The organism is Pseudoduganella rivuli, assembly GCF_009674485.1.
In the GTDB taxonomy this organism is placed as follows: domain Bacteria; phylum Pseudomonadota; class Gammaproteobacteria; order Burkholderiales; family Burkholderiaceae_D; genus Rugamonas; species Rugamonas rivuli_B.
Map to the genome: position 1 here is coordinate 414,432 of NZ_WKJJ01000001.1, position 16,844 is coordinate 431,275.

Consider the following 16,844-nt stretch of genomic DNA (forward strand, 5'->3'; position numbering starts at 1 on the left):
TATCTGCATTTTTTGCTACTTGCAATCATAAAAATGCTGTGCTAACGTTAGTGCAAACGAGCACAACTCAACCCTCAGAAAAATGGAGACCCTCATGCAAGCAACGGTATTACTGACGGATTACGCCTGGCCGGACGACAGCGTCGAGCGCGCCATCGTGGAAGCGGCCGGCCTGCGCCTGGTCAGCGGACCGGCCGACCCGGCCAGCGCGGACGCCATCGAAGCATTGGTGCGCGAACACAAGCCGGCCGCGATCCTGACGTGCTGGGCGCGCGTCTCGGCCGGCGCCATTGCCGCCGCGCCCGATCTCGCGATCGTGGCCCGGCTCGGCGTCGGGCTCGACAACATCGCGGTCGACGCCGCCAGCGCGCGCAACATCCCGGTCACCAATGTGCCGGACTACTGTGTCGAAGAAGTGTCCGACCACGCGGTAGGCTTTGCGCTGGCATGGACCCGTGGCCTGGTGCATTTCGACCGTGAAGTGCGGGCCGGCCGCTGGGTGCCGGCCGACGCCAGGCTGCGCCGCCTGGGCACGCTGACTTGCGGCCTGGTCGGATTTGGCCGGATTGCCCGCGCCACCGCGCGCAAGCTGGGCGCGTTCGGCTGCCGGCTGCTGGCGCACGATCCTTACCTGTCCGCCGGCGCGGCCGAGGAAGCCGGCGTCCAGGCTCGCAGCCTCGACTCGCTGCTGGCGGACAGCGATATCGTCATCGTGCACGCGCCATTGACAGAGGATACCCACCACCTGATCAGCCACGCGCAACTGGCCTTGATGCGGCCAGGCGGCCTGCTGATCAATGTCAGCCGCGGCGCCATCGTCGACACCGATGCGGTGGTGGCGGCGCTGGCCAGCGGCCAGTTGTCCGCCGCCGCGCTGGATGTGCTGGAATCGGAGCCGGCGGTGCCGGCCGCGCTGCTGGCGCAGCCGGGCGCCATGTGCACGCCGCACGTGGCGTTTTCCTCGGACGCCTCGCTGCTGGAATTGCGCCGCCGCGCCGCCGAAGAAGTGGTGCGGGTGCTCAGCGGCGGCGCGCCGCAGTATCCTTGTAATCTGCGCCAGATGCGCGGCGCCGCCCAGTGACATTGACGACTCCCATGACCTCCTTGCCCGCCCCGACCACCATGAACTCCGCCCATACCTTGCCGCCGCATACTGCCTGCCCCGATCCGCAGCTGCACATTTTCCTGCTCACGCAAAACCTGGCCCGCCCGGGAGAATCCGCCAGCTGGCACGCGCTGACCGGCGGCGTCTCGTCCGACATCTGGCGCGTCGACCTGCCCGGCCGCACGCTGTGCGTCAAGCGCGCGCTGGCCAAACTCAAGGTGGCGGCCAACTGGGAAGCCCCGGTTTCGCGCAACGCCTACGAGTGGGCGTGGATGCAGTTCGCCTCCTGGCACTGCCCCGACAACGTGCCGCACCCGCTGGCGCACGATCCGCAGGCCGGCCTGTTTGCCATGTCGTTCCTGGAACCGGCGCGGCACCCGGTCTGGAAGCAGCAATTGATGGAGGGGCAAGTCGACCAGGACACCGCGGCGCAAGTGGGCCGCCTGCTGGGCCGCCTGCACGCGGCCAGCGCCGACGACAGCGAAATTGCCGCCGCCTTCGATACCGGCGACAATTTCCACGCGCTGCGCCTGCAACCCTACCTGCTGGCCACGGCGCAGCGCCACCCCACGCTGGCGCCGCGACTGCTGTTGCTGGTACAGCGCACGGCCGGGATCCGTGCGGCGCTGGTGCATGGCGACGTCAGCCCAAAAAATATCCTGGCCGGCCCGGCCGGCCCGGTGCTGCTCGACGCCGAATGCGCGTGGTATGGCGATCCGGCGTTCGACCTGGCGTTCTGCCTGAACCACCTGTTGCTGAAATGCCTGGTGCGCCCGGACTGCACGGCGGCGCTGGTTGCCTCCTTCAAAGCGCTGACCGAAGCGTATTTCGAACATGCCGACTGGGAACCGCGCGCCAGCCTGGAAAAACGCGCTGCCGAACTGCTGCCGGCGCTGCTGCTGGCGCGGGTGGACGGCAAATCGCCGGTCGAGTACCTGACCCAGGACCACCAGCGCGACCTGGTGCGCGGACTGGCCATCCCGCTGCTGCGGCATCCGGTCGAGCACCTGGCCCAGGTGGCGTGCGCCTGGCAGGCCGCGGTCGCGCCATTGCACTGCTGACCGGAGCGCGGCCATGAGCAACACGCCCCCAAGCCACAGCCCAGGCGCCGAGTACGTGCTGGCCGATACCGACACCATCATCTCGAAAGGCGACCTGCACGGCAAAATCACCTATGTCAACCGCGACTTCCTCAACATCAGCGGCTATAGCGAGGCGGAGGTGATGGGCGGGCCGCAAAGCGTCCTGGCCCATCCGGACACGCCGCCCCAGGTGTTCGACGACTTCGTGCGCACCTTGAAGGCCAACAAGACCTGGACCGGCGTGACCAAGGGGCGGCGCAAGAATGGCGATTATTTCTGGGTCGAGATGATCGCCGCGCCCATCTTTGAAAACCGGCGGCCGGTCGGCTGCATCACCATCCGCACCCGGCCGTCCGCGGAAAAAATCCGCGCGGCCGAGTCGGCCTACCAGGCCATGCGGGCGGGCGCCCCGGTGGCGATGGACCAGGGGCGGATCGTCCGGCACTCGCCGCTGCGGCGCTGGCGCGGCTGGTCGCGGCTGACGCTGGCGGCCAGGATGAATTGGCTGTCGGCCCTGATGGCGGGACTGTTCCTGGCCATGCTGGCGGCGCTGCTGCCGCTGGCCGGCGCGTTGCCCGGCTGGCTGCTGCCGGCCTGCCTGCTGGGCGCCATGCTGTGTCCACTGGCGTCGCTGCTGCTGGCGCGCGGCATCAGCCAGCCGCTGGCGCAGTTGCGGGGCTTGATCGACGACATGAGTGAAGGCAACCTGGCAACCGGCATTACCGCCCACGGCGACGGTGAGATCGACCGCCTGCGCCATTCGCTGCGCATGCTGCAAACCAACCTCAAGCTGCTGGTGTCGCAAATCAAGGAAACCACGGAACTGGTCAACGGCGGCGCGCTGCGCATTGCTTCCGACAATGCCGACCTGTCGCACCGCACGGACACGCAGGCGGAATCGCTGCAGCGCGCCACCCGGTCGCTGGAGCGGCTGACCGCCACCGTCAGCCAAAACGCAGCCGCCGCGCACGAAGCCAACGAACTGGCGCGCGCCACGTCGGGCAGCGCCGCCCATGGCCAGCGCGCGGTCGGCGCCGTGATCCAGACCATGGGCGCCATCAAGCACAGCTCGCGCAGGATTGCCGATATCATCGGCGTGATCGACGGCATCGCGTTCCAGACCAATATCCTGGCGCTGAACGCGGCCGTGGAAGCGGCCCGCGCCGGCGAGCAGGGACGCGGTTTTGCCGTGGTGGCCAGCGAAGTACGCAGCCTGGCCGGACGCTCGGCCGACGCGGCGCGTGAAATCAAGGCCCTGATTGTCGATTCGGTGCAGCAGGTCGAGGCAGGCAGCAGGCTGGTCGACGATGCCGGCGCCGCCATCACCGACATCGTCGACACCGTCGCCCGCGTCACCACGTTCATGCGCGACATCGCCTGCGCCAGCGGCGAACAGAAAATCGGCATCGGTGAAGTCAATGACGCGGTGGTCGGCATGGGCAGCATGACGCGGCAAAACGCGCAGCTGGTGGGGCATGCCGAAGCCGAGTCCGCCCGCATGCGGGACCAGGCCGGCAAGCTGGCCGAACTGGTCAGCGCGTTCAAGCTGCGCGCATCCGGCCAGCCCCGGGCGCCGGCGGCGGCGCGGCAACTGGCAATGGCGCAAGATGAACGTTAGCACTGCGGCCTGCGGCGGGCGCCGCGCATGCGCCGTTGACCGCAAACCCCATGCTATGATGCGGCCAATTCGAACCCTGGCGCCCTCCGCGCTATCGTTAGTGCATTGAGAAAGTCATCCGCTCCACATGATCACCATTAAAGACATTGCCGCCCGCCTGCAGGTATCCCCGTCCACCGTTGGCCGCGCGCTGGCCGACGACCCCCGCATCAGCGCCGCCATGAAGCAAAAGGTGCAGGAAGTGGCGGGCGAGATGGGGTATGTGGCCAACCGCGCGGCGCGCATGATGCGCGGCGTGTCGAGCAACCTGGTGGGACTGGTGGTGCCGGACATCCGCAACAGTTTTTACTCCACCATTGCCCACGCGCTGTCGAAGTGCCTGGAACAGGAAGGCTATCAACTGACGCTGTCCGAGACCGACGACGACCGCATGACGGAATTGCGGCAGATCCGGGAATTGTCCAGCGCCAACGTGGCCGGCATCATCATCGTGCCAAGCGCCAAACCCCATGCGGAAACCATCCGTCTGCTGGGCATGACGCCGCACATCCAGCTGCTGCGCAAGCACGCCGCGCTGAGCGACCAATGGTTCGGCATTGACGACGCCCAGGCGATTTACCTGCCCACCCGGCATTTGATTGAACTGGGCCACCGGCGCATTGCCTATATCGGCAGCCTGGCGGAATTGCCGACCGGTGCGGCGCGCCTGAAAGGCTTCCGCGATGCGCTGGCCAGCGCCGGCGGCGCCTGCGCCGGCATCGAGGAACTGGGCGCGCCCGGCTCGCGGGAATTCGCCCAGGATGCGCTGCGCCGCGTGCTGACCCTGCCGGAGCCGCCCACCGCCGTGGTCACGGGCTCGGTGCTGCATACCTTTGGCGTGCTGGAGGAATTGCTCGACAGCGGCGTCAGCGTACCGAAACAATTGTCGGTGGCCGGCTTCAGCGACGAGCCGGCGTTCCGCTGGTGGGGGCCGGGCTTGACCACGGTGGCGCTGCCGGTGTCGGAACTGGCGACCGCATGCGGGTTGTGGTTCGTGCACCGCATGAAGCAGAAAGTCGCCGGCAATGCACCTTACAGCGCGATTTCACCGCCCACGCTGGTCGTGCGCGGCAGTACCCAGCCGCCCGGGGCAAGCGCTTAGCCCCGGCGTCCCCATGAACCGGCGCACGCCATTGCCGGCGCGCGCCCCTTGATCCATCGGACTGTCATGCTTCCCGTTCTCGTCAATATCTCCCGCGCCGGCGAGGCGCCCTTCCCTGCCCTGCTGCACCGCGAGCGCGCACTGGCCCTGGCGCACTGGCGCGATACGCAGCTGCGCCATGCGCATGCCATGGCCGCGTTGCTGCGCGAATGGCCGCTGTATGCCGAGGCGCTGCGGCACGTGTGCGCGGACCCGGCCACCACCGGCATCATCGAGCGCCATGGCGTCGCCATCGCGGGGTACCAGCTGCATGCGCCGGCCGCGCCTGGGCAGGTGTACTGCACGATCGGCAACTATCAGGCGCAATTGCTGCAGGCGGCGCTGGACGCCGGCGACGGGCCGGACGGGCCGCAGGCGGCCGCCCGGCAAGCCGCCGCCGCGGCGGCGATTGCCACCCGCCGGCGCGAGGGCACGCCCTATATCTGCATGAAGGGAAGCGCCTGCGTGGCGGGCCCCCATGACGAATTGCAGGTGCCGGATGACCTCACCACGCTGGACTGGGAAGTCGAGATCGGCGTGGTGATCGGGCGCACCGCGTGGCGCGTGGCCCCTGACGCGGCGCTGGACCATGTGGCCGGTTATTGCGTGGTCAACGACGTGACCTTGCGCGCCAAGGTGTTCCGTGCCGATCCGCAAATCCTCGGCACCGACTGGCTGCAATCGAAGGCGCGCCCGGGGTGGCTGCCGACCGGCCCGTGGCTGGCGCCGGCCTGGAATATCGCCGATCCCGGCACGCTGGAACTGAGCCTGCGCCTGAACGGGGAGTTAATGCAAAGCGGGCATGCCGGCGACATGGTGTTTGATATTGCCGAACAAATCTCTTACCTGTCGCAGCACACGCGCCTGGAGCCGGGCGACTTGCTGTGCACAGGGTCGCCCGCCGGCTTTGGCAGCCACTATGGCCGCTACCTGCGCGCGGGCGACCTGGTGGAAGCCGGCGTCAGCGGACTCGGTGTGCAGCGGGTGCGCTGCGTGCCATGAGCCGCACATGAGCCGCACACGCGGTCAGCCCAGCCCCATGGCCGCGCTGTAAGCGCTGGCCTCCCGCCCCAGCCACAGGCGGAATGCCGTCAGCGCAGGATTGCCGGCCTTGCCTTCCGGATAAATCAGGTAATAGGAACGTTCGTTCAGGTATTGGTGGCTGACCGCCTGTACCAGCACCCCGCGCCGCAATTCATCTTCCAGCAGGAAGCGTGGGATCAGCGCCACCCCCATCCCATGGATGGCGGCCTCCGCCAGCATGGAAAACAACTCGAACCGCGGTCCCGACATATCGCCCGCCACTTGCATGCCGCGCGACGCGAACCAGTCGCGCCACGCGTAAGGCCGGGTGCTGAGCTGCAGCAGCGTGGCGCGGCGCCAGTCGACGCGGCCCAGAGAAGGACTGCACACCGCCACCAGGTTTTCCCGCATCAGGAACAGGCTGTCCGTACCGGGCCAGGATGCCTGTCCCGCATAGATGGCGGCGTCGAACTGCGTATCGTCAAATAAAAACGGCCGGGTGCGCGCGCTCAGGTTAACCGTGATGTCGGGGTGTTCGCTGGCGAAGGCGGGCATGCGCGGCAGCAGCCACTTGGTGGCAAACGTCGGCACCACGCCCAATTCCAGCGTCCCGCCCTGTCCGCCCTTCGCCATCAGCGCCAGCGTATCGCGCTCGACTTCGTCCAGCCGCGCGCTGATTTGCCGGCTATAAATCAAGCCCGCCTCGGTCAACATCACACCTCGCCGTCCGCGCCGGAACAGCTTGATATCGAGGAACTCCTCCAGCACACCGATCTGCCGGCAAATCGCGCTTTGCGTCACCGCCAGTTCATCGGCGGCCTTGGTAAAGCTCTGGTGGCGGGCCGCCGATTCAAATGCCGACAGCGCGGCCGTGGAAGGAATCTTTCGGCGCATCGGTACGTCTCCATTTTTTAAAAGTGCGTTTTACGCACAATTTGGTGAAAACAAATCGTTTGTCGGGGAATAGACCGAATTGTACATTAGGTACTTAACACACCAAGGAGAGTACGAAATGAGTTCAAAGCATAATTACGCCGCCTTTCAATGGGACGATCCTCTGCTCCTGGAGCAGCAACTGACGGACGACGAACGCATGGTGCGCGATTCCGCACGGGCCTATTGCCAGGACCGGCTGCAACCGCGCGTGCTGGACGCGTTCCGCCACGAGCGGACCGATAGCGCCATCTTCCGCGAGATGGGCGAACTGGGGTTGCTGGGTGTGACCATTCCGGAGCAGCACGGCGGCGCGGGCTTTAACGCGGTGTGCTACGGCCTGGTGGCGCGTGAAGTCGAGCGGGTCGACTCGGGCTACCGTTCCATGATGAGCGTGCAGTCGTCACTGGTGATGGTGCCCATCAATGAATTCGGCAACGAGGCCACCAAACAGAAATACCTGCCCAAACTGGCTAGCGGAGAATGGATCGGCTGCTTTGGCTTAACCGAACCCAACCACGGTTCCGATCCCGGCGGCATGCTGAGCCGCGCGCGCAAAGTCCCTGGTGGCTATGAGCTGAGCGGCAGCAAGATGTGGATCACCAACAGTCCGATCGCCGACGTCTTCGTGGTCTGGGCCAAGGATGACGAGGGCGCCATCCGCGGCTTCGTGCTGGAAAAAGGCTGGCGCGGCTTAACGGCGCCTGCGATCCACGGCAAGGTTGGTCTGCGCGCGTCGATCACCGGTGAAATCGTCATGGATGCCGTGTTCTGCCCGGAAGAGAACGCCTTCCCCGAGGTACGCGGCCTCAAGGGCCCGTTCACCTGCCTGAACAGCGCACGCTACGGCATTGCGTGGGGCGCACTGGGGGCCGCGGAAGATTGCTGGCACCGAGCCCGCCAATACGTATTGGACCGCAAGCAATTCGGCAAGCCGCTGGCCGCCAACCAGTTGATTCAGAAAAAACTGGCCGACATGCAGACCGAGATCACGCTGGCATTGCAAGGCTGCCTGCGGCTGGGCCGCATGAAGGACGAGGGCACCGCGGCGGTGGAGATCACGTCCATCATGAAGCGCAATTCCTGCGGCAAGGCGCTCGATATCGCCCGCCTGGCGCGCGACATGTTGGGCGGCAATGGCATCAGCGATGAATTCGGTGTCGCGCGCCATCTGGTCAACCTCGAAGTGGTCAATACGTACGAGGGAACACACGACGTGCACGCGCTGATCCTCGGGCGCGCCATCACAGGTATCGCGGCGTTCTGATGGAAACGACTGCCCTCACCTCTCCTTCCGCCTTGGGCGGACTGCGGGTACTGGATCTGTCGCGGGTACTGGCCGGCCCCTGGGCGGGCCAGTTGCTGGCGGACCTGGGCGCCGACGTGGTCAAGGTCGAACGCCCCGGTGCCGGCGATGACACCCGCGCCTGGGGTCCGCCGTGGCTGGCCGACGCGGACGGCCATAGCACTACCGAATCGGCCTACTACCTGAGCGCCAACCGCAATAAACGCTCGGTCACCATCGACTTGAGCCGCCCGGAGGGACAGCAACTGGTGCGGCGGCTGGCAGTCAAGGCGGATATCCTGATCGAGAACTACAAGCTTAACGGCTTACGCCAATATGGCCTCGATTACGCCAGCTTGAGCGCACTGAACCCGCGCCTGATCTATTGCTCGATCACGGGCTTCGGCCAGACCGGCCCGTACGCAGCCCGCGCCGGTTATGACTTCCTGATCCAGGGCATGGGCGGGCTGATGAGCCTGACCGGCCGCGAAGAAGGCGCCGAGGGCGCCGGGCCGATGAAAGTGGGCGTGGCGCTGACCGATATCCTGACCGGTCTGTATGCCAGCAATGCCATTTTGGCCGCGCTGGCGCACCGGACCAGTTCCGGCAAGGGCCAATACATCGACCTGGCGCTGCTCGACGTACAGGTCGCCTGCCTCGCCAACCAGGCATCGAATTACCTGGTGGGCGGCGCGGCGCCGGTCCGCATGGGCAACGCCCATCCCAACATCGTGCCTTACCAGGACTTCCCCACCGCCGATGGCCACATGATCATCGCGGCAGGTAACGACGGTCAGTTCGCCCATCTGTGCGATGTGCTGGGCCAGCCTGGTTGGGCAACCGACCCGCGGTTTTGCAGCAATCCACAGCGGGTGCGCCACCGCGATGCGTTGATCGCGTTGATACGCTCCGTCACGGTCAGCCGAAAGACGCAGGACTGGGTGGCGTTGATGGAAGTGGTTGGCGTCCCCTGCGGCCCGATCAACGACCTGGCAGGCGTCTTCGCGGACCCGCAAGTGCAGGCGCGCGGCCTCCGCATCGACTTGCCACATCCGCAGGCAGGCAGTGTGCCGCTGGTCGCCAATCCCATCCGCATGTCGGACACGCCGGTGCAATACCGGGCCGCTCCGCCGGCCCTGGGTCAGCACACCGATGAAGTGCTGGCCTCCTGGCTGGCGCTGACACCGCCGGATGTGGACGCGCTGCGGCGCGGCAGCGTGGTTTGATCGCATCGACAAAGGATAAGTGGCATGACCTATCTGAATGCAGCGAACATGTCCGAATTCAAGCTCTTGCGGATCGCAGGCGGCTTTCGCCGCATCTTGAAGACCGAACTCGGGGAGGAACAACTCTGTGCCCGCTGTAACGAGTCGTGGCCCATGGACCGCGAGTTCTACAACGTGTCTGGCTTGTCGGTGAGCTATGAATGCAAGGCTTGCGTTCAGGAGCGCAAACGACAACAGTTGCCGCGATGATCCGCGTGCAGGCCGTCACCCTGCCCTGGCCGCCTGGATACGCGGGAAATTCTCCTCTATCCAGTCGACCAGCACTTCCAGCCGCTCCGCGATTTCACGCCCCATCGGCGTCAGGCTGTATTCGACGCGGGGCGGAATCACGGGATGCGCATAGCGCAGCACGAAACCGTCGCCGACCAGCGCGTCGAGCGTTTGCGCCAGCATTTTCTCGCTGACGCCCCCCACTTCGCGCCGCAGTTCGCTGAAGCGGTGCATGCCACCCAGCAGCACCACCAGTACCAGCACGCCCCAGCGGCTGGTGACGTGGCTTAACACGGCGCGTGAGGGACAGGCGGCCGCCAGCAATTGGCCGCGCCGTGCCGCGTTGGCTTCCGCCAGCGCGCCACGCAAGGTCTTTGACTTGGTCATGATTTGCTCCTGGTACTTACCAAAATGTACGTACTTACAAATAGTAAGTATAGACGCTAAGATGGCTCACCTCAACCAGTAACGAAAGGACCGCATCATGATCGCCATTACCGGAGCCACTGGCCAACTGGGCCAGCTTGTCATTTCGGGCTTATTGAAAACCGTGCCGGCATCGCAGATTGCCGCCGTCGTCCGCAATCCCGCCAAGGCCGCCAACCTCGCCGCCCTGGGCGTCAACGTGCGCGAGGCCAGCTACGACGACGAGGAAGCGCTGGCCGCCGCCTTCCAGGGAGTGGAGAAGGTGCTGCTGATTTCATCGAGCGAGGTGGGACAACGGCTGCCGCAACACCGCAATGTGATCAAGGCGGCGCAACGCGCCGGCGTCGGCCTGCTGGCCTATACCAGCCTGCTGCACGCCAGTGATTCGCCACTGGCATTGGCCAGCGAGCATGTCGCCACCGAAGAACTCCTGCGCGCATCCGGCCTGCGCCACACCATCCTGCGTAACGGCTGGTATATCGAAAATTACACCGGCAACCTGGCTGCCGCGCTGGCACATGGCGTGATTCTTGGCAGCGCGCAGGACGGCCGCATTTCCGCCGCCGCGCGCGCCGACTATGCCGATGCGGCGGTGGCCGTGTTGACGGCTCCCGGCACGCCCGATCCGGTCTACGAGCTGGCGGGCGACCAATCCTTCTCGCTGGCGGAACTGGCTGCCGAAGTATCGCGCCAGGCTGGCAAGCCCGTGGCCTACAAGGACTTGCCGGAACGCGAATACGAAGCCGCGCTGCTCGGCGTTGGCTTGCCTGACTGGCTGGCATCGCTGCTGTCGAACTCCGATGCCGGCGCCGCACGGGGCGCGCTTGAAGACCGCAGCGGCACGCTGTCCCGCCTGATTGGCCGCCCTACCGCGACGCTGGCGGACGCTGTTGCGGCGGGGATTGCCGGTTAAACGGAGGCAATGGGAGACCTGCCGGTATCCGCAACCGGTGGCATCACGAAACGTCGAAGTATCGCCAGCCTCAGGCTAACGCAGCGTTTTCCCAGGCGCTGCCGGGCTTGCAATAGCGCCGCCATATGGATTGACACAAACGATAGTTATGACTACATTATAGCGATAACTACCCAATCGTTCATTCCAAGGGAATCCAGATGCATTTCCAAGATAAAGTCATCCTGATCGTTGGCGCTTCGTCCGGCATGGGACGCGCGTTGGCGAAACGGCTCGCCGGCGATGGCGCGATCGTATTTGCTACTGCGCGCAGACAGGAACTACTGGACCAGCTCGCGCAAGAGATCGCGCTCGCCGGCGGCCAATGCGCGGTCCATGCAGCCGATGCGATGGACCCGGATGCCGCAGCGGCCGTGGTGCGGGACTGCGTCGGCCGGTACGGCCGTATTGACCTTGTTGTACTCAATGCCGGCGGTGCGCCCGCACTGGATATGCGTACGATGGAGGCGCGCGACGTCACGGCCTACATGCGCTCCAATTACGACGTGGCCGTCAATTACCTTTTCCCGGTCCTGCACCAGATGCGGCGCCAGCGTGCAGGCATGGTTGCTCTCACCAACTCGCTGGCGGGATTACTCGGGGTGCCACTGCAAGGCCCCTATTCCGCTGCCAAGGGGGCATTGCGGCTGCTGATCGACACTTGCCGCATCGAGTTTGCGCGTGACGGCATACGTTTTGTTTCAGTCTATCCCGGCTTTGTCGGGACCGCCGTCACAAAAAATGACGGCATGCCGGCGCCGCTTGAAATCTCGGAAGAGTGCGCAGTCGACCATATCCTGCATGCATTGCGGCGGGAACTGCCAGACTATATGTTCCCGTGGCCGATGCGCTGGCTGATGCGGCTCGCCCTGTGCCTGCCCAAGCGGGTGACCAACTGGATACTGCAGCGCGAAGTTCCCGCCGAACCGGCCCCGCGCCATCCCTGAAAACGATGCGCTGCGCGCGCCGATGGAGCATGCCCGCAGAGCTGCGTGCGGCTCATGCCGACATCGGCGGCAGCGCCGGGCATGGCGCCTGATCCTCACGGGATCGCAAGGATCGCCTTCACGGTATCATCCAGTGCAGACTTTTCGATATAGCCGATGGCGCGCGGGTTGGCCGCCACGGCTTTCTTCACTTCCGCGCTGGAACGGTAAACCACCGGTGCGGCCGCCCGGCCGGTAAATACCAGCCTGGCCCAGATCGCCGCCACTTCCGATACGTCTTTCCCCGTCACCTTCTGATAAAACTGCGCGCGGACAGGAGAGCTTTCCGGCATGTCCACCGGCGTGAACATGGGCGATTTCCCCAGGAAAAATTGCGAGGCCTGCTCTGTAAACATTCTTGTAGCCGGGTTTTGCGGACTGACAATAACGACTATTTCCTCGGCGTGTACGGCGGCAATCTGGCAAGCTGCCACGACGGTGGCGTACGCCAGCAATTTAATGAAACGGTTCATAAGTCACCTTAAAAGACGAAATCAACACCAGCGGCAAACACCGTCACCGCGCCATGCATGCCGGGTGCGGAATTCAGCAATAAGCCGCCGCGCCTGGGTCGCACCCGGTCCAGCTGCACCTTGCAAGCGGCCGACTGCATGAAATTCCAGCGCACGCCCACGCTGGCGGTGGTCTGCTCCACCAGGCTGCCAGCCAGTCCAGCCGACACCGCATCCGACAACGCCTGTAAAGCAGGCGTGCAGCTGTCCGGCATGCCGTCCGGGCAAGCCGCCGGCACCGCATTGGAGACGGAGTTGCGCGACTTCAGTGATGCGAACGCGGCGTACGGCATCAGTTGGCGCACGCGGTATCCGCCCAGCACATACCACGCGGTGCTGTCGGGTATCGACGACGCCGTCTTGCGCTGGCCGAATTCCGCCTGCACCAGCAACGGCTCCAGGTCCAGGACCAGCCCGGCGGATTTGAACGACGCGCTTTTTCCGCGCACCGCCAGCGCAGCGGCCAGCCGGCTTAATTGCGGCATGCCATAGCCCGCACCGGCCTCAGTGAGCGCACCGGTCAGGGCTGCCAGTTGAGGATCCCCTTCCAGCGACACGCTGGTATGCGCGTACCCAAGTCGCAAGGTCAGTGGCCCCTGTTCCCCTTGCAGGTTCAGCGCCTTGAAGGCGTGGGCCCGGATCGACTGATGGCTGCCCGGCGCGGCGCCTTGCAGCGCCAGTTTCGCCGTGGCGTTCCCCGCGGCCAGTTGCAAGGTCAGGTTGGCGTCGCCCGCCATGGTCCGATAGGACAGCGATGCGCCATCGATATTGTCAAACACGACCTGCGAATACAATTCCTGCGGCGGACGGATCATGGTGCTGGCAAAGCCGACTTGCCGGTAGTCGGAAATCATGTACACCGGCGCCGCGACACGGCCCGCATACACGCTCCATTCGCGGCTGAGATTTGCCTTGGCGTAGGCCCAATACACCTCGCCGCCCCAGCGGTCCACCGCGTTGCGGCGCGCCAGCCCCTGGCCCGTGAACGACAGCCAGTCGTTCACGGCCAGCGTGCCCTGGATGCCAAGGTTCGAATCGACCCCGGCCCTGGGCGTGCGCTGCACGCCGGAAGCCTGGTTAAACCGCGCGAATTCCGCCTGGCCGGTATCGGCCATGGTATAGGCCGCGGTGCCATAGCCGGACCAGTCCAGCGTGGGTCCGCTGTCGCCGGGCGCCGCCCAGGCGGCCGATAAGGTCAGCGCCATGGCAGGCGCCGTCAAATAGTGGTGCCGCTTCATTTGGTTCTCCTGTAAGTGAATCACGATGCTGCAAATGCCGGCCAGCGACAGGCCACCTGGCCGCCGCGCACGCCGATCAAGTCGCCGAATTGCAACAGCACGGCTTCCGACTGTGTTGGCCGTAAAAACAAAAAATCGTCCGCCGCCAGGACAACGCCGCTCGCCGCGTCATACCCTTCCTGGTTGGAACTGGCATAGATGGCGGCACGCCGCACGCCGGCGGGAGAGACAGGCTCGGCCAACCAGTTACCGCCATACGCAAACAACGTGTCGGCGCGGTTGCCATCCCAGGCCGCGATGGGACCGGCCAGCCATTCCATGGTGGGTATACCGGTGCTGGCTTGCCGCTTCAGCACGGGTGTGGCGATGTAGGCGGCCGGTTCGAAATCCACCAGCGCAGGCAAGTCGTAGTGGCCAGGTTTGACCAGCGCGGAGCCGACCGCGATGTCGTTGAGCGGCGAACCACTCTCGTGATACCGGAAGGTCGGACTGCCCGCGCCATTGAATATCAGCGGCCCCGCCGCCAGCGCCGGGAAATGGCGCCGCAGCACATCGATAAAACCGGCATAGCGCGCTTTGACCCGTGGCATTTCCCGTTCGGCCAGCGGGCCAGGCAAACCCATGACATGCCCGTCGTAGCCCATGAATCCGGATAACACCAGCGACCGCGGCTGCGCGGCAATCATGCGCAGCGCGCCCGCCAGCGCATCCGCGCTGGCAAAACCGCCACGATGCAAGCCGACGTCGATTTCCAGGCTGATACGCAGCGGCACGCATTGCCCGGCCGCCACTTGCAGGTATTGCGCCAGACGCTGTTCCGTATCCACCAGCCATTGCACGGCGGTTGCCGTCTCCGTAGTCCGAGGGCCTGCGCCCAGCCAGGCTTCCAGCGCCGCGACCGGCATGGGTTTGCCCAGCAACAGGTCGGCCGTTGGCCAGCACCGGGTCAATGCCTGCAAATGCGTATGGTGAAACACCATGGCCGACTGCGCCCCCGCGCGGCGGGCAATGTAGGCGATCAAATCCGGACTGGGCAGCGATTTCGCCACGATGCGGACATTGCGCGCCGTGCCGGCGCGGGCCGAGGCGGCAACCCGGTCGATGTTGCGGTCCAACCGGTCGAGGTCGATCACTACAACCGGCCGGTCCACGCCAGCGCGGCGCAGCGCCGCATTCAGCCCGGAGAAATAGGACGCATGGCCACCGCTGTACACATGCGGGCGGGCCAGGGCCAGCGCGGCGGCAGTTGCGCCGCCCGCCAATAGAGTTCGGCGTGCGATCACGTCACACCCCGAACAAGGTTTTCAGGTGACGGTTCAACATCTTGCCCTGCGGGTCCAGTGTACGGCGCACTTCCTGGAAATCCTGCCAATGGCTGCCATACAGGGCGGCCAGCCGCGCGGCGTCGAGCGTATGCAGCTTGCCCCAGTGCGGCCGGCCTTCGTATTTCCAGAAGATGGGCTCAATTTCCGCAAAATATGGCCGGTAATCGACGTCGCCAAACTGGTGGACGGCGATGCACGCGCTGGCGCGGCCACGGAACATCGACAACCAGATATCGTCCGCCGCCACCTGGCGGTATTCGAGCGGGAAGCAGACCGGGATCTTGCGCTCCCGTATGGTGCGCAATATTTCACGGATGCAGTCAGGCCCCGCGTCCGCCGGCACCATGTATTCCATCTCCCGGAAGCGCACCACGCGGGGATGGGGGAACACGCGATAGGACGGCCCGGTGCGGACCACCGATGCGGCGTCGCCCATCAGGATTGTCAGCATGCGGTCATAGATCGCCTGGGATCCCGGCAGCCAGTTGACCGCATTGAACAGCTTGCGCAAGTCGATGAGCGCCTGCGGATCTTCCTGCCCCGCATCCTGGTCCCCCGTTGTTGCCGGGTCGGTGGCGACCGTCAGACACAGATCGGAATGCGGCAGCGGAAGGAATTCAAAATGCCGGTGGCGCAGGCTGCGCGCCTTCAGGCCGGCCAGCACGTCTTCGGTCCGTTCGACCCGGTTCACCTCCGTCAACTGGAACGCCTGCTGGTTCTGCAGGCGGATACGGCTGACGATCCCCAGCGCGCCCAGCGATGTCCGCGCCGCCTGGAAAATGGCCGAATGCTCGGTGGCGGAACAACTGATCACCTGACCGCCCGGTGTCACCAGGGTCAATCCCATCACATAACTGGACAGCGAACCGAAGCGCGGCCCGGTCGCATGCGCCGACGTCGCGATGGCGCCGCCCAGCGCCGGGTAATCCATATCCGGCATGTTCGGCAACGCCTGCCCCACGCCTTCCAGCAACGGCCCGGTATCGTGCAGGCGCGTACCGGCCCACAATTCGGCCTGGTGCGTGGCCGCATCGTGGCCGATCAAGCCACTCAGCAAATCCGTGGCGATCAGCGTATCGTCGGTCGGCACCAGCGCGGCAAACGAATGGCTGGCTCCAGCCGCGCGCACCGTGCCGCCGGCCCGGCGGAGCATCGCGGCCAACTCGTCCTCCGATGCCGGCGCAAGCCGCTGGCGGGGGTGGCAAATCTGATTGCCGGCCCAGTTTATCCAGGGCAGCGGCTGGCCCGGCGCATATTCCGCCCCCGGCGGGGCGGGTGTGCGGGGCGTGCAGGCCGGCAGCCAGGCTGATGCCGCCAGCAATTCCAGGACTCGGCGGCGGTCACGGCGCGTCATTTCCTTGCCTCCAGTCCGGCAAGCAACCGGATCAGCACCCGCAAATCGGCTTCATCGCAGGCGGCGCAATAACCCAGCGGCGGCATGCCGCGCATGCCTTGCACCACATTGCGCAGCATGGCGTCTTCGCCAAGGCGGTTACGGCTTTGCCAGTCTTCGGGCCGCCCCGCCAGCGGCGCGCCGATGCCGGGCCGGGCATGGCATTGCAGGCAATTGTTTTGCAACAGTTTGAGTTGCCGTTCAGTCGGAGCGGCCCAGGCCACGGACGCAGCCAGCCACCCCGCGCTGATCCACAGCGCAGCGTTTCTCATGGTATCTCCTTGATGGCG

The 16,844-nt window shown here is 65.5% G+C and carries 17 protein-coding genes; 10 read left to right on the plus strand and 7 right to left on the minus strand.

The window, feature by feature from the left end; all coding sequences use genetic code 11:
- Positions 1 to 94 precede the first annotated feature (94 nt).
- The 5 genes from GJ700_RS01605 to GJ700_RS01625 all read left to right on the plus strand — a co-directional run bounded on the left by GJ700_RS01605 (position 95) and on the right by GJ700_RS01625 (position 5,987).
- Positions 95 to 1,081, plus strand: a complete 987-nt coding sequence (locus tag GJ700_RS01605) for a C-terminal binding protein (RefSeq protein ID WP_154370893.1) — start codon at positions 95 to 97, stop codon at positions 1,079 to 1,081.
- A gap of 14 nt (positions 1,082 to 1,095) precedes the next feature.
- A complete protein-coding gene (locus GJ700_RS01610; protein ID WP_229506730.1) occupies positions 1,096 to 2,166 on the plus strand; it encodes a phosphotransferase family protein in 1,071 nt (356 codons plus the stop codon).
- A 13-nt stretch (positions 2,167 to 2,179) separates the two neighbouring features.
- A complete protein-coding gene (locus GJ700_RS01615) occupies positions 2,180 to 3,805 on the plus strand; it encodes a methyl-accepting chemotaxis protein (RefSeq protein WP_154370894.1) in 1,626 nt (541 codons plus the stop codon).
- A gap of 127 nt (positions 3,806 to 3,932) precedes the next feature.
- Complete coding sequence (locus GJ700_RS01620; RefSeq protein WP_154370895.1) at positions 3,933 to 4,946, plus strand: LacI family DNA-binding transcriptional regulator; 1,014 nt, start codon at positions 3,933 to 3,935, stop codon at positions 4,944 to 4,946.
- Between the two features lie 66 nt (positions 4,947 to 5,012).
- Positions 5,013 to 5,987: a fumarylacetoacetate hydrolase family protein gene (locus GJ700_RS01625; RefSeq protein ID WP_154370896.1), complete on the plus strand. Its 975-nt coding sequence runs from the start codon at positions 5,013 to 5,015 to the stop codon at positions 5,985 to 5,987.
- A gap of 24 nt (positions 5,988 to 6,011) precedes the next feature.
- On the opposite strand, the gene GJ700_RS01630 is transcribed toward GJ700_RS01625, so the two are convergent.
- The gene (locus tag GJ700_RS01630; RefSeq protein WP_154370897.1) at positions 6,012 to 6,902 is read right to left on the minus strand and encodes a LysR substrate-binding domain-containing protein; all 891 of its coding nucleotides are present in this window, start codon (positions 6,900 to 6,902) and stop codon (positions 6,012 to 6,014) included.
- A gap of 118 nt (positions 6,903 to 7,020) precedes the next feature.
- Here GJ700_RS01630 and GJ700_RS01635 point away from each other — a divergent pair, with 118 nt between their 5' ends.
- The 3 genes from GJ700_RS01635 to GJ700_RS01645 are packed head-to-tail and all read left to right on the plus strand — an operon-like array spanning position 7,021 to position 9,701.
- Positions 7,021 to 8,208 (plus strand): acyl-CoA dehydrogenase, encoded by a 1,188-nt coding sequence (locus GJ700_RS01635; RefSeq protein ID WP_154370898.1) that lies wholly within the window; start codon positions 7,021 to 7,023, stop codon positions 8,206 to 8,208.
- Positions 8,208 to 9,452, plus strand: coding sequence for a CaiB/BaiF CoA transferase family protein (locus GJ700_RS01640; protein WP_154370899.1), 1,245 nt, complete (start codon positions 8,208 to 8,210; stop codon positions 9,450 to 9,452). Before GJ700_RS01635 ends, GJ700_RS01640 begins: the two co-directional genes overlap by 1 nt.
- A gap of 24 nt (positions 9,453 to 9,476) precedes the next feature.
- On the plus strand, positions 9,477 to 9,701 hold the full coding sequence (locus GJ700_RS01645; RefSeq protein ID WP_154370900.1) for a hypothetical protein: 225 nt from the start codon (positions 9,477 to 9,479) through the stop codon (positions 9,699 to 9,701).
- Between the two features lie 15 nt (positions 9,702 to 9,716).
- Here the strand turns inward: GJ700_RS01645 and GJ700_RS01650 are convergent, their stop codons facing one another.
- Positions 9,717 to 10,109 carry a winged helix-turn-helix transcriptional regulator gene (locus tag GJ700_RS01650; RefSeq protein WP_154370901.1) on the minus strand — a complete coding sequence of 131 codons (393 nt, stop codon included), beginning with the start codon at positions 10,107 to 10,109 and terminating at the stop codon, positions 9,717 to 9,719.
- A gap of 97 nt (positions 10,110 to 10,206) precedes the next feature.
- On the opposite strand from GJ700_RS01650, the gene GJ700_RS01655 reads away from it, so the two are divergent.
- Both GJ700_RS01655 and GJ700_RS01660 read left to right on the plus strand, forming a co-directional pair.
- The gene (locus GJ700_RS01655; RefSeq protein ID WP_154370902.1) at positions 10,207 to 11,061 is read left to right on the plus strand and encodes an SDR family oxidoreductase; all 855 of its coding nucleotides are present in this window, start codon (positions 10,207 to 10,209) and stop codon (positions 11,059 to 11,061) included.
- Positions 11,062 to 11,261: 200 nt separating this feature from the next.
- Positions 11,262 to 12,047, plus strand: a complete 786-nt coding sequence (locus GJ700_RS01660) for an SDR family NAD(P)-dependent oxidoreductase (protein ID WP_154370903.1) — start codon at positions 11,262 to 11,264, stop codon at positions 12,045 to 12,047.
- Between the two features lie 95 nt (positions 12,048 to 12,142).
- Here GJ700_RS01660 and GJ700_RS01665 read toward each other — a convergent pair whose 3' ends face one another.
- The 5 genes from GJ700_RS01665 to GJ700_RS01685 are packed head-to-tail and all read right to left on the minus strand — an operon-like array spanning position 12,143 to position 16,826.
- Positions 12,143 to 12,559 carry a type 2 periplasmic-binding domain-containing protein gene (locus tag GJ700_RS01665; protein ID WP_229506731.1) on the minus strand — a complete coding sequence of 139 codons (417 nt, stop codon included), beginning with the start codon at positions 12,557 to 12,559 and terminating at the stop codon, positions 12,143 to 12,145.
- Between the two features lie 8 nt (positions 12,560 to 12,567).
- Complete coding sequence (locus tag GJ700_RS01670; RefSeq protein ID WP_154370904.1) at positions 12,568 to 13,836, minus strand: AsmA family protein; 1,269 nt, start codon at positions 13,834 to 13,836, stop codon at positions 12,568 to 12,570.
- A 20-nt stretch (positions 13,837 to 13,856) separates the two neighbouring features.
- Positions 13,857 to 15,119, minus strand: a complete 1,263-nt coding sequence (locus GJ700_RS01675; RefSeq protein ID WP_154370905.1) for an alanine racemase — start codon at positions 15,117 to 15,119, stop codon at positions 13,857 to 13,859.
- A 1-nt stretch (position 15,120) separates the two neighbouring features.
- The gene (locus GJ700_RS01680) at positions 15,121 to 16,515 is read right to left on the minus strand and encodes a D-arabinono-1,4-lactone oxidase (RefSeq protein ID WP_154370906.1); all 1,395 of its coding nucleotides are present in this window, start codon (positions 16,513 to 16,515) and stop codon (positions 15,121 to 15,123) included.
- On the minus strand, positions 16,512 to 16,826 hold the full coding sequence (locus GJ700_RS01685) for a c-type cytochrome (RefSeq protein ID WP_154370907.1): 315 nt from the start codon (positions 16,824 to 16,826) through the stop codon (positions 16,512 to 16,514). Before GJ700_RS01685 ends, GJ700_RS01680 begins: the two co-directional genes overlap by 4 nt.
- Positions 16,827 to 16,844: the final 18 nt, after the last annotated feature.